The 12092-nt window shown below is 30.9% G+C and carries 21 protein-coding genes; 20 read left to right on the plus strand and 1 reads right to left on the minus strand.

The features are described from left to right. Nucleotides 1–152: 152 nt before the first annotated feature. On the minus strand, nt 153–740 hold the full coding sequence (locus F3G75_RS06285; protein ID WP_149716968.1) for an SMI1/KNR4 family protein: 588 nt from the start codon (nt 738–740) through the stop codon (nt 153–155). 331 nt (nt 741–1071) lie between these two features. Between F3G75_RS06285 and F3G75_RS06290 the strand changes: the two genes are divergently transcribed. The 20 genes from F3G75_RS06290 to F3G75_RS09460 all read left to right on the plus strand — a co-directional run bounded on the left by F3G75_RS06290 (nt 1072) and on the right by F3G75_RS09460 (nt 12089). Next, on the plus strand, nt 1072–2028 hold the full coding sequence (locus F3G75_RS06290; protein ID WP_149716969.1) for a transposase: 957 nt from the start codon (nt 1072–1074) through the stop codon (nt 2026–2028). Then, a complete protein-coding gene (locus F3G75_RS06295; RefSeq protein WP_072594630.1) occupies nt 2028–2231 on the plus strand; it encodes a MarR family transcriptional regulator in 204 nt (67 codons plus the stop codon). The genes F3G75_RS06290 and F3G75_RS06295 overlap by 1 nt, the downstream gene beginning before the upstream one ends. Continuing rightward, nucleotides 2204–2659, plus strand: a complete 456-nt coding sequence (locus tag F3G75_RS06300) for a hypothetical protein (RefSeq protein WP_149716970.1) — start codon at nt 2204–2206, stop codon at nt 2657–2659. Before F3G75_RS06295 ends, F3G75_RS06300 begins: the two co-directional genes overlap by 28 nt. A gap of 84 nt (nt 2660–2743) precedes the next feature. Next, a complete protein-coding gene (locus F3G75_RS06305) occupies nt 2744–4174 on the plus strand; it encodes a hypothetical protein (protein WP_149716971.1) in 1431 nt (476 codons plus the stop codon). Continuing rightward, nucleotides 4162–4461 (plus strand): hypothetical protein, encoded by a 300-nt coding sequence (locus tag F3G75_RS06310; protein WP_072594633.1) that lies wholly within the window; start codon nt 4162–4164, stop codon nt 4459–4461. The genes F3G75_RS06305 and F3G75_RS06310 overlap by 13 nt, the downstream gene beginning before the upstream one ends. A gap of 14 nt (nt 4462–4475) precedes the next feature. Then, a complete protein-coding gene (locus F3G75_RS06315; protein ID WP_103588411.1) occupies nt 4476–5312 on the plus strand; it encodes a hypothetical protein in 837 nt (278 codons plus the stop codon). A gap of 18 nt (nt 5313–5330) precedes the next feature. Further along, nucleotides 5331–6527, plus strand: a complete 1197-nt coding sequence (locus tag F3G75_RS06320; protein ID WP_149716972.1) for a hypothetical protein — start codon at nt 5331–5333, stop codon at nt 6525–6527. Continuing rightward, nucleotides 6527–7291: a hypothetical protein gene (locus F3G75_RS06325; protein ID WP_072594636.1), complete on the plus strand. Its 765-nt coding sequence runs from the start codon at nt 6527–6529 to the stop codon at nt 7289–7291. The genes F3G75_RS06320 and F3G75_RS06325 overlap by 1 nt, the downstream gene beginning before the upstream one ends. Then, nucleotides 7281–7478: a hypothetical protein gene (locus F3G75_RS06330; RefSeq protein ID WP_103577382.1), complete on the plus strand. Its 198-nt coding sequence runs from the start codon at nt 7281–7283 to the stop codon at nt 7476–7478. The genes F3G75_RS06325 and F3G75_RS06330 overlap by 11 nt, the downstream gene beginning before the upstream one ends. Next, nucleotides 7478–8287 carry a hypothetical protein gene (locus tag F3G75_RS06335; protein ID WP_107785740.1) on the plus strand — a complete coding sequence of 270 codons (810 nt, stop codon included), beginning with the start codon at nt 7478–7480 and terminating at the stop codon, nt 8285–8287. Before F3G75_RS06330 ends, F3G75_RS06335 begins: the two co-directional genes overlap by 1 nt. After that, nucleotides 8250–8609, plus strand: coding sequence for a hypothetical protein (locus tag F3G75_RS06340; protein WP_072594639.1), 360 nt, complete (start codon nt 8250–8252; stop codon nt 8607–8609). Before F3G75_RS06335 ends, F3G75_RS06340 begins: the two co-directional genes overlap by 38 nt. A 53-nt stretch (nt 8610–8662) precedes the next feature. Further along, nucleotides 8663–9055, plus strand: coding sequence for a hypothetical protein (locus F3G75_RS06345; protein ID WP_149716973.1), 393 nt, complete (start codon nt 8663–8665; stop codon nt 9053–9055). 420 nt (nt 9056–9475) lie between these two features. After that, complete coding sequence (locus F3G75_RS06350; RefSeq protein ID WP_107697869.1) at nt 9476–9823, plus strand: hypothetical protein; 348 nt, start codon at nt 9476–9478, stop codon at nt 9821–9823. Nucleotides 9824–9833: 10 nt separating this feature from the next. Further along, complete coding sequence (locus F3G75_RS06355; protein WP_103588406.1) at nt 9834–10169, plus strand: hypothetical protein; 336 nt, start codon at nt 9834–9836, stop codon at nt 10167–10169. An 8-nt stretch (nt 10170–10177) separates the two neighbouring features. Then, the gene (locus F3G75_RS06360; protein ID WP_223154445.1) at nt 10178–10555 is read left to right on the plus strand and encodes a hypothetical protein; all 378 of its coding nucleotides are present in this window, start codon (nt 10178–10180) and stop codon (nt 10553–10555) included. Further along, nucleotides 10536–10793: a hypothetical protein gene (locus tag F3G75_RS06365; RefSeq protein ID WP_149716975.1), complete on the plus strand. Its 258-nt coding sequence runs from the start codon at nt 10536–10538 to the stop codon at nt 10791–10793. Before F3G75_RS06360 ends, F3G75_RS06365 begins: the two co-directional genes overlap by 20 nt. Continuing rightward, nucleotides 10768–11067 (plus strand): hypothetical protein, encoded by a 300-nt coding sequence (locus F3G75_RS06370; RefSeq protein ID WP_149716976.1) that lies wholly within the window; start codon nt 10768–10770, stop codon nt 11065–11067. Before F3G75_RS06365 ends, F3G75_RS06370 begins: the two co-directional genes overlap by 26 nt. A gap of 1 nt (nt 11068) precedes the next feature. Next, a complete protein-coding gene (locus F3G75_RS06375) occupies nt 11069–11407 on the plus strand; it encodes a M15 family metallopeptidase (RefSeq protein WP_149716977.1) in 339 nt (112 codons plus the stop codon). A gap of 188 nt (nt 11408–11595) precedes the next feature. Then, a complete protein-coding gene (locus F3G75_RS09455) occupies nt 11596–11940 on the plus strand; it encodes a PQQ-binding-like beta-propeller repeat protein (RefSeq protein WP_223154405.1) in 345 nt (114 codons plus the stop codon). After that, the gene (locus F3G75_RS09460) at nt 11940–12089 is read left to right on the plus strand and encodes a hypothetical protein (protein ID WP_223154406.1); all 150 of its coding nucleotides are present in this window, start codon (nt 11940–11942) and stop codon (nt 12087–12089) included. Before F3G75_RS09455 ends, F3G75_RS09460 begins: the two co-directional genes overlap by 1 nt. Nucleotides 12090–12092 lie beyond the last annotated feature (3 nt).

The following is a 12092-nucleotide window of genomic DNA, read 5'->3' on the forward strand; positions in this document are numbered from 1 at the left end:
CCTAGAAAAAATTTTTATTTAAATTTATTTTTATATTTTTATTTTAGGCAATGAGCGTTACATATCGAAACTAAATTTATAAAAAGTGGTTTTTGTTTCGATCGCTGGGATAAATTTATAAAAGAGATTTTAGGCTAAGAAGTCTAATTTTGCTAAATTTCATATGCCATCTCTTGCCAGAAAAGAAGGGCTTTATCGTCTGCTTGGACAAATTTTAGGATTTGCTCGGTTGATGGCAGAGTTTCTTCATTTAGCCTTGCTATATCGATGCTAGCAAGTGCTATGAACAATTTCTCAAAGTCGCTTGCGATGCATCTACCGCAAAGCTCCTCATCTCCAAAGAGCCATGCATAGACCGCTCCACTCGTGCAATCAAGCAAAAATATCCACGGATCACCCATGGCAAAGACTATCAAATTTAAAGGGCGAGCCTTGCCACTCCACCATTTGCCACCAAACTCATCTACGCTATTTAGCCGCACTAGCTCGCTCGCGTAGTCGCCTCTGGAGCCAAATTTGACATTGCAAATTTCAAAATTTCCAAGGTCAAATTTGCTTATTAGCTCTAAAAATTTAGCTGGGAAATTTACGCCAAGAGCCTTTTCTGCGTTTTTAAGTGCTTGTGTGGTAGCTTTAATGTCATTTTGAAGCAAGAGTCTCATGCCAGTCATACCCTCTTGCTCTAGTGGCAAGAAAATTTGATCTAACTTTTGAGCGATCTGGTTTAACTTTAAAAACATATCAGTCCTTTAATTTGCTAAATTTTGGTAAATTTTATCAAATTTATTTCAGTGCGCTTTTAAATTTGACCCATTTGTCGCCAAATTTAGACCACGATCTTCATAAATTTGTATGATACTCCCATAAAATCAAAGAGAATTTACCTTGTCTTGTTTCGTTTTTCTCTTTTGATTTTATAAAATTTCCATAAGCCCCTGCTTCATAAAAAAGTGTTTTACACTGTTCTTAAGATTTAGGGCTTATGGGTTAATGTTTCGATTAAAAATCTTAGTGCTTGACACTGAATACAAGAAAGAAACATAACCTAAATTTTATTCAGGAGTATCAAAAATGAAAAAAGCGTTTTTTTGTGGTGTTGATGTTTCTAAAGATAAAATCGACGTTTGTTTTTTAACTTCTATCACGAGTGAGAAAGCTAAATTTGAAACATTGCCTAATAACTATGAGCTTATTAAAGTTTATTTTAATAGTTTTAAAAACGATGAAATTTTAGTTGTTTTTGAAGCTACATCAAATTATCATTTAGCACTTCAAAAGGCTTTATCTGATTTAAGTATTAGATATTGTGTTACAAACCCCTATAAATCATCTTTGTTTTTAAAGCATCTTAGCACTATAAAAACCGATACAAGCGATAGTTACGGCTTGGCTGTTTATGCTAGGACTTTTAAAAGCGAGATCGCGCCTGATAAGTATAATGCCGAGTATTTAGAGATAAAAAGTTACAATTCAACCTTAAATTTGCTCCAAAAAATAAATACTCAACTTAAAAATTTTAAAAGCTCTCAAAAAACTTTAAATAATAAAGTAATTGATGATGTTATCGCAAATCTTATAAAAGAGATTGCAAAACTTCAAGCTATGCTTCAAAAACTAGCTTTTGATATTGTTAAAAAAACTATTCCAGAAACCGAAGAGATCATTAAAGAAAATAAAGGTTTTGGCATTGATCTCGCTTTAAATTTATTTCCACAACTGCATTTTAATAGGGACAAATCTGAAAAACAATTTATAAGCTTTATTGGTCTTAGTCCTAGAATTTTTCAAAGTGGCTCAAGCGTTCATAAAAGCCAAAAGATAAATAAAATGGGTAATTCTAATATAAGGCGTATTCTTTTTATGACTGCATTATGTGCAATTCGTTTTAACGCTAAATTTAAGTTACGCTATGAGCATTTATTAGCTAACGGCAAAAAGAAGATGACTGCTATTGTTGCTGTTATGTGTGCGATAGTCCGCTATTTAAAAAGCTTATTCCCATTTAATCCAGAAATAAAGGCTATTTAATGAAAAAAATTCATTATAAGCTAATCTTTTCAGTTCTTGAAATCTTATCATCTAAAAATTCTTTAACAAGGGCTGATATATGCGATCATTTAAAGATTAGCAAAGCTTATCTTTCTCAAATTATTAGTAATAGATATTTAATAAAAAATCAAATTTTTTCAAAAAGGATAAAAAAATGGCAAAAAATGCAACAGCTCCATTAATGGACAGCACAAGCGAAAATCTTTATAGAGAAATTTATCAATCTCTCAACAAAAATTTAGATTGTTTCGAGCAAAAGATTAAAGTCTTAAAGACTAAAAAGATCGATGGTAAGCAAAAGCTAGATAAAGATAACAATCCCATTGTAAACGAGCTTGGAGAGTTTGAAAAGTGGGATGATAGCTATGTTCTGACTTTTGTCGCTTTAAATAGCGGTGGTGAGCATACCACAAGGATAACGCAAGAGCAATACCTTGATCTAAAAGATGACGAAGTTTATATCGCTAGTGGTAAGATCGAATATAGAATTTATAAGGACGCTTATAATTCAACTCCAGTTATTGTTTTTAATAAATTCGTCCCTGCAATTGATAGTTTTGTCACGGCAATGCTAAAACTTGAAGCACTTAAAAATGGCTCAAACGCTTGAAAAATAGGGGCTAAAACTTAGCCCCATGCCTAGACTATCAGCAAGGTTAGGCGGGACAAGCTGGGTTTTATTAAAGGTTTAAAAATGATATATAAAGACGATAGATTTAAAATACTTCATCAAGGTATCGATACTTTAGTTATAGGCGTAAATTGTATTGATGAAAAATTTTTTAATACAACTTTTTCAAGCTTTATTCGTAAGATAGCTACACTAAAACAACAAGCACAAAATTTACGCACATTTGGCGAAAAGTATATTTTGGATGATTTAGGCTTTGATTATGGAAATTTTAAAGTATCAAGTAAAGGCTTAGGTCAATATTTTGGATATTTTTCAAACGATGATATATTTTGCACCATTTCAGATACTAAATTTAAGCCAAAAGGGCTATATCATTTAAAAATTCAATTTAGAAGCATATTTTTACTTAAATATGGACACGTTAGAGCCTATGAGCTTGTAAATAAATTTTTAAGTGATATATTTAAAGAGCATTTTAAGGTAAGTGTTTTAAGGCTCGATCTTGCAACTGATGTAACTGGCATAAAATATACTCCACAAGATTTTTTACAATTTAGAAGTTTAAAAAGAGTTTCTAACTATTCAGATCAATATAAAAAAGATGACGATGATTTAATAATTGATGAAAATTCGCCAGTTTTTAATGATATAACCGAAATTAATGTCAATAATTTTATGCGTTTTACTCGCTTTGAAGGTGTAAGCTTTGGAAAAAATCCACATATGTTCAGGGTTTATGACAAAATAAAACAAGTTCAAAGCAAAAATATTTCAACTCTAATTTTTACAAAATGGGAAATAAACGGCTTTAACCCCGCTGTTGATATGTTTGTATTTAGACATGAAGCGGAGTTTGGGCGATCTGCAATAAAAAGATTAATCCCTATTAATGAAAGTGATGAAATTGCTTATATTTTTAATCATTTGGGGGCTTTTTGGTCGCAAGGGCTTAGTATTTGTAAATGGTATGATCTAACTGATGATGAAATTAATCGTTTAACTGCTGGCACTATTCAAAGTGATAGTGCAAGAAAAATTTATCAAAGATGCGATTTTGATGATAATAGGCTTAAATTTTGGGATATGCTCTTGTCTTGGGGCGATGATAAATTTAAAGCTCTTACTATGCACGATCTTATTCAGTCAAAGGATATTAAAAAAGCAAAAATGGCTTTAAAAGCCTTTGTGAGTGCTGTTTATACTAATTTGGGTGTTAGTGGTGAGAATTTTTTATATGTTTTTACTGAAACACTTAAAGATCTTGAAAATGATGGCTTAACTCTTCACGAATACGGCTTATCGAAGCTTGCCGGCAATTTTTTGAAAAATGAAAAAACTATAAAAAATCAGAATTTAGATATAGATAATCCCCTTTTTGATGTTTTTAACGCTTCTTTAAATGATTTTTTTGTTGCCATTAGCAAAATAAGAAATGATGATTATATTCATCCTATAACGAATGCTTTAAAGGGGTTTCAATGCAAAAATTAAATGCTTATGGTCTTTTGGTGTGTGAATTATTAGATAGTGGCAAGGATGTTATTTGTATTGATATTAAATGTCCTATCGTTAAAAGGCTTTACGCCAAAAAGCTTGGTTTTATTTGGGCTGATATTGTTATTGGTAGTAGAAAGGCTTTTTACTCGGCTCTTGATGAATTAAATATTCTTTTTATTCAAACAAATTTGAAAAAGCTATTAGATAGCAAAGGTTATTCTTTACGAAATGGTCGTAAATATATTTTTGCTGTTAAACAGCCTAGATTAGATTTATTTTAAAAAAGGGTTATAAAATGTTAAATATTATTAAAAATTTAGGTGCTTTCTCTTTAAGTGATAGTGGTTCTTTAATAAATAGTCTTAGTCAGTATCAGCCTTGTAATTATTCTTTAGATGATATTAAAACTATTCATCGTTGTAATGCTAGTGATCCGATATATCTTAAAGACATTTATTCTAATCAAATTTTCGTTAAATTGTTTGATTTTTTGGTTTATGGTGGCGATGATGAATTTTTTATTTGTGATTGTATTTTAAATCCTTTAGATGTTTCTGATATACGTTTTGCTATTTCTGGTCTTTACGTTGAAATTGAAAAGAAAGATATACCAAAGGGGCATAAACTTCTCTCTTCTGATTTTAATCTAGCTAATATTTTTTCTTCTGCTCTTCTTGATTTACCATTTTCAACTATACAAAGTGATATTACTTTAGGAGCTTTTTCTAAAGGTCAAATCGTTCAAATTAAAGATTTTAGCTTGCCTTTTTATGTTTTAGGTTGCTCTTTATTGCAACTTGGTCTTAATAAATTTATCCTTTTTTATGATGTTTTTTGCCTTGATTATGAATTAGTAAAACTTGGTGTTTTTAGTGTTCGCCGAATTTTTGTTCCAGCTGGATTAGTTAGACCATTTAAGTTTGATAAAACATTTTATAAATATGTGATTGCTTTATATGCTTATATTTTTAAGAGTTCTGCCGTTAATTCTCTTGATTTATCTGATGTTGTTAAACAAATTTTTGAATATTCTGGTGAAGAAGATTTATTTAGTTTATTTTTAAGATTACGTAATGAAGCTGTTGAAAAGCAAGCTAAATCCGAAAGTAATGAGCCACCTATTTATTTATAAAGAAAGGGATTTTAAATAATGTATTCTGGTATTACTCAAGCTATTAGTAAAGTTAGTCAAGTTAATAGCGCTTTAAAAGCTGGTGGGGTTGCTGGTGCTATTGGTGCTGGTGCTAATTTTGATTTAAAAGATAACTCTGTTACTGATATAACTGCTCTTGGTATTTGGGGCTTAAAAAATGTTTATAATAGTTTTTTTGATAAAAAAGAAAGTGTTGATGTTGATAAAAATATAAAAGAGCTTAGTGAATATTATGCTAAACAACGTGAAGCTAAAGCAATAGACGCACAAAAAGAAAAAGAAAAGCCTAAAGAAGATAATTTACCTAAGCCATCTGATAACGATAAGCCTAGTAGTGTCCCCTTAACTTTACTTGGTGTTTTAGATCAGCAAAATCATATATTAAAGCTTATGTCTTTAAATTTAGCTGTTTTAGGTGCTGTGAAAAATAATGCTTTTGATAAACAAGCTAGCGTTAAAAAAGACAATTTATATAATCAATCTCCAGAAATTCAAGGGCGTGTTACATTTGATAGAAAAACTGGGTATTGGGTTGATCCTACTACTAAGACGCTTTATAATCCTTATACTGGCGATCGTATATACGATAATGCTTCGTCAAATACTGGCAGTAATTCCGCTGTTTCTACTGGTGTAGATTTTAAAGAAGTGTTAAAATCTCAAGAAAAAATTAATAGTGAAATTTCTAAATATATCTCAACTATTGGCGAAAATCAAAAAGTATATAATCAAAATTTAGAAAAGCTTGTTGTTAATTCAAAAGAGTATTCGCAAGCTATGAAAGATGGTTTGGCTGGTGTTAAGCTTAAAGCCAGTGTTGCTGTCGATAATAATTTAAACGCTTCTTTGGCTATTAATAAGCCAGTTGAAATTACTTTACCTAGTTCTTATGTCGATAATCAAAAAATACTTAGTGATAATTCAACTAAAACGCTTGAAATTTATAAAGAAAAAGCTGATTTTGATAAGACTTCGACTGCTGTAAAGGATCTCGACGGCAATACTATTGCTAACGCTTCGCCACGTGATATTGCTTTATCTCGTCAAGCTGTTCAGGCTCGTGTTTTAACTGATGAAAATAGTTTTGAATTAGATAGCGATGCTTTAAATTTATTTGATATACCTATCCCAAATTTTAAAGATTTGTTTGATACTGAATTGCCTAGTAAAACTCTACTTAAGGATTTAAAATAATGGCTGATAAACGTTCTGAAGCTGGAAGAATTTTAAAGCTTGGCATTGATGAAATGTTTGAAGATTTAACCTATAGCGTTGCTTACGATCAAGTTTTATCTAAATTAAAAAATAGTGGTATGGATGATGGAATTTTAAAGGATGCAATAAATAGTGGTGTTACTATTATGTTTAGCGCGGCTTTAGTAAAGTATATTCAACTTCAAGAAAGTGTTGTAAATAAAATTATGAGTATTGTTTATGCTGGTGTTGTAGCTTTACTCTCTCCTTTAGGTAGATATGCCAAAAATAAGCTTAGTAATATAAAAGGCGTTAAGCTTAATAGAATGCTTGGTTTTTTAACTGGTAATTTTTCTGATCGTATTGGTGTTGCCAAAGTTTTTGTGGAGTGTGGTAATCAAATTATCAATACTAATAATTCTAATAGTTCAGCTCTCCAAAATGTCAATACCGTTATTAATCAACGTCAGCATATTTTAGAAACTAAAAATCAAGAATTTAATTATGCAAAAGCAAAGGTTGATAATATAAATCAAACACTACTTTTTAAGCTTTTTAGTTCTCGCTTTACTCCGCAAGATAAAGAAATTCTTAGGCGTATAACTGGAAGTGATAAGATTGATATTGACGCTTTAAATCACGTTGCTGATTTTATGTTTGTTACTGATGATGCTGGTAACGTTTTGGGGCTTAGTGAAATGTTTATTACTATGATGAATGGACTAGGATATTTTAATGGAAAGGATAAAAAGCATGGCTCTTGATTGTGAAAAAGCTTTTGAAGAAGAAATGAAAAAGTTTGATAGTATTGGTGCTTGTCTTGCTCGTATTGAAAAAATATTAACTGACAAATTAAAAGATAAAAAAGATGATAAAAGCGGTTTAGCATCTTTGGATGAAACAAATCGTCTTTTAAAAATTCTTTGCCACGATCTTGTAGGTAAAGAATAATGGTTTCTTTGCTGTGTGGTTGCTGTAATAAGAAAAAAGATTTTACTTTTTATATTGAGAGAGTATTATTTTTTCGTTCTAGTACTGAAAATTTAAATGCTAGTATTGATGAAGAATATGATAAGAAAGATGCGCTTTTTGATTGCGGTTTTTTTGGTAATAGTTGTATTCGTGATAAGCGTATTTCTTCTCTTTTTGGTCTTGGCTTTTATTTTTCTGCTTATACTAATTCTAGCATTAAAAAGGCTAATGTCCCTTTACATATGCATTATAATAGCGATGATGCTGATGATTATGAATATAGGGTAGGCACTGATTTTTTAACTCCATCTGGCAAGATCAATATTATGGATTTGCCTAGCTCTTCTGAAATTTCTTCTTATTTTGATAGTAATTTATTCTTTTCTTTTAGTGATCGATCTGATTACTTTTATTTTTGTATTCCTGCATCTTTTAATTATGCAAAATATACCAGCCGTCTATCTTTTTCTGATTTTTCTTGTTATTCATCTTCTAGCCCTTTTTTTAGAAGTGATCTTCATCTTGGTCTTTTGGATTGTGACTATACTGGTATTCATACTGAAGCTTTTAATCTTTTTTCTCTTTTTTCTAGTTTTGTTAATAAATCTTTTGTTTATGAATTTTCTGATTTTATTAATGTATTTGAAAATTCTCTCTCTTCTTTTTATTCTCAATTTTATAGCGATGTAACTAACTTTAATTTACAACACCGCTATTTATCAGTTTATCGATTTTCAAAAAAGGAGTATTATGCCTATCTACAAAATTACACAACAGCAAGGCAATAGGGTTATCACTTCAACACTTGAAGCCAAAAGTGTTTCCGATCTAATTGCTTTTTTAGATGCTGTTTCTACTGCTGAAATTAAGTATATTTATAAAGTCGAGTTTGAAACTCAAAAAACTAATTTTCCGTCTGATGACTTCAATTACAATAAGCAATTTAAAGCTTTTGTATCTAATAAAAATCGTATGTGCAAGCAAATTTTAATTCATAACGTAAAAAAGACTAAAAACGAAGCTGAAATATCTGCTTTAATTAAAACACATTTAGAAGTAGGCGGACTTGCTGTAAAGGGTGTTTCTTGTTCACTCTTTATGGATAAGTAAAAATTTAATAATTTGTCTTTATAATTATTTCTTTACATAAAAAGGAGTTGCTTATGATTAGAAAAATTGTTGCTTTTTGTTTGTTTTTTAATATTTCTTTCGGATCTAATTATTTTGATAATTTAAAAGAGTCTTTTATTAATATGTCAGATGTTGAAGCATCTGAATTTATTTGTAAAAATTATCCTTATGTTGTTATGGCTTCTGGTCGTTCTTATCTTAAGGGGTCTATTTGTTATGTCGATTATTCTCTTTATGATGATAAAAAATTGGCTGAAGCTGAAAACGTTTTAAATTATAAATTTTGTAATTATGATGAGTTGAAAGCATTTTTACACTCTAAAGGCTCTTTAGAAGTTAAATTTTATGGATCAAATAAAAATTTACTCAAAACTATCCGCTATAATAAAGTTTCACGTATCACTTGTTCTTTGATAAAATTTTAAATTTTTTTTCTGTGTTCTTCTTGATAGATATTGTCCCCCCTCCCAAACACGGCGCCCCACCGCTCTGCGGTGTGTGCCGTGTTTTCTTTTCTCCCCTTTTAGTTTATTCTCTTTTTATTATCTTTTTTCTTTCTCGATCTTTTTATCTTTTTTAGTTGTTTTTTTGTTTGCGTTGTGGCGATAGTTTCTGCGATTGCTCGAATATCTTAAAACTTATAATTATGTCTTTTTGCTAGCTATCGCCACGCAAACACTACGCGGACGAAAAACGCGAAAGCGTTTTGAGCGTGCTGAAGCGTCCTTAATCTAACCTTAATTATTTAACTTTCTCTTTTTTGCTTAATATTCTCTTGTTTAAAACGTTTTAACAAAAACAAGCAAATTTAAAAATGTCGAATGACAAAAGAAAGGATAAAAAAAATGTTAAGACAAACAATAGACGGACTTTATGCAAAAAGTCTTACTTTTTCTAGTGGTAGTGATGAAGATGCTTTACTTCCGCTTTTAGCTGGCAAAGTTGAAAGTTATTCAGTCTTTGGCGATGGTGGCACTGCTTTAGCTTCAACACCTGATCCACTTAATCGTAAAAATGTGATCGTTGGTGCTAAGACTACGACTGGTAGAATTTCTACTATGGTAACTATCCCACACGTTAAACAAAGTTATATGTTTCAAAATTTTCTTTCTGATTTCACTGGCAAATTAGATGCAAATTATGATACTGCTGTTAAATGCGATTATGTAACTTTGAAATTTGATAGACTTTAAGGAGTAAGAGATGTCTAAATGTTTAGTTAAAAATACAATAAATAATAGAACTTATGGCTTTGCTTTGCCGTGCGGTGGTGCTGAAGCTAAAGCATTTTGCGATAACGCTCTTGAAGGAACTTACGTAATACTTTCTCGTGCTAATGAGCAAGGTAACTCAAGCGAAGCAAGCGTTATTGAATATACTATTACTGGTAAAAATACGGCTGGCAATAAAACTACTTTTAGCTTTTATACTAAGCCTAGTATCGATGAAGACCAGATCAAAACCGCTTTAGCTGGTAAAAAATTTAATGGCGTTAAGTTTGATGAAATTTACGTTATTAGTGCTAGAAAAGTAAAATAGTGTTTTCAATGTTAAATTTAAGCTCCCTATTTAATAGGGGGCTATTTATCCACGCTTTTATCTATCTTGTTTTGCTTCTTTATATCTCTATATTAAAAGATGATATTAAAGATCTTACCACTGAAACTATTACATTAAAAACTAATTTAGCAATTGAAAAACAAAATACTGAAAACGCTTTTTTAATTATTGATAATCAAAATTTAAAAATTAAGCAATTAAAAATAGATAGCGAAAAAATATCTAAAGAAAATAATATTTTAAATCAAAAATTACAAAAACGTTTTAGCACTATCGAAACACCTAAAACGGACGACTGCTTAAGTAAGCTAAAATTTTACGATACTTTACTTTTAGAGTTTAGCAATGGCAATTATTCCAAATAAACTATTTTTCTTTTTCTTGCTGTCTTATCTTGTTTTGTTTGTTGGCTGTTCTGCAAAATCTTCACAAGGTGCTATTCAAGAAGCTTATATGCCTATAGAATGTAACGTAACAATTCCAGATAAGCCTGTTTTTGATCCATTAAATCCAGAAAGTTTAAAAGATTTAATTATTTACTGCATACGAATAGAAGATTTATTAAAAGGCTGTGTAAATGGACAATTTAAACAAGGGCGATAATTATTTAATTTTAGTTCTTTTTGTTGGATTTATAGCATCGATTTTAAATCTTGAAACTAAAGATTTTTCTAAAATCAAATATAAAATTTTATCTTATTTGCTTAGTTTTTTAAGTTCTATGTTTTTATGTTGGATTAGCTATGAAATATTTTTTTTCTTTCTAAACAATATTAGGGTTTCGGTTGCTCTTGCTGGTTTTGTAACTTGGCGTGGCACTGACTGGATATATTCAAAAATTGACAAAGCCTTAGATAAAAGGATAGAAAGGGATTAAAATGACACTTGGCGAACATCAAGAAGCTTTTATGAAAGACGTTGAGAAACTTTTAGCTTATCTTCATTCTAATGGATACTCTGTAAGGGGTGGCGAATTAGAAAGGACACAAGCCCAGCAAGAAATTTATTATAATAGTGGTAAAAGTAAAACTATGAATTCTAATCATCTAAAAAGATGTGCGATAGATTTACATATATTTAAAAATAACGTTTGGTTACAATCAAAGCTAGAATTACAAGATATTGGCAATTATTGGGAGAGCTTGAATACTCTTAATCGTTGGGGCGGTAATTTTAAAAACTTTATTGACGTTCCGCACTTTGAAAGAAATTGTTAAAAATCTCTTGACTTCTATCTTAAAATCTTAAAAAGCTGGCAGAGATAACTAAGAAAACTAGCAACCACCAAATGCGAGATGTTATAAAGGATTAATGATGAGGTGAATTGGCTTGGTAAAGCTGCGTAGCCTATAAAAGAGATTTATGACGATGCTAAAACATACGAACTTGAAGCTTTTGCGTGCGCATGAGCTCGCCATTTATGATGGAGTGCAAAGAAATTTTGGGTGGCACAGCGATCAATAATGAAGCAAAAGATGAAAATTTAAACGCGAGTGTGCCGTCTAAAGAGCAGGGCGCAAGGATAGGTAAAACCATCTGGCGGCTAAAGCTTGGCGCATATCTCTACACTCCAGTTTGCCTGTGCGAGGGAGTGCTATACTTTGGTACCGCTGGCAAGAGCGAAGATCTCTACGCCGTGGATGCAAAAAGTGGCGAAGTGATATTTAAGTTTAAAACCAGTGACGTGGAGCATTTTGCTTTAGTTGATGGCCAAATTTTGCTTGCAAACCGCAAAATAAGCCAGTTTTGATGAGTGCTAGAGATGGCTTGCTATTAAAAGAGATAGAGTTTGAGAAATTTAGACTTAGCACAGATCAGATCATACTAGTAAGCGGTCGCAAGCTCTACGCTATGGCAAATGATAAAGCCAAGACGCATACAGTTTGCGTGGAAATTTAGCTT

The sequence above is a fragment of the Campylobacter concisus genome, assembly GCF_902460705.1.
Classification (GTDB): domain Bacteria; phylum Campylobacterota; class Campylobacteria; order Campylobacterales; family Campylobacteraceae; genus Campylobacter_A; species Campylobacter_A concisus_Z.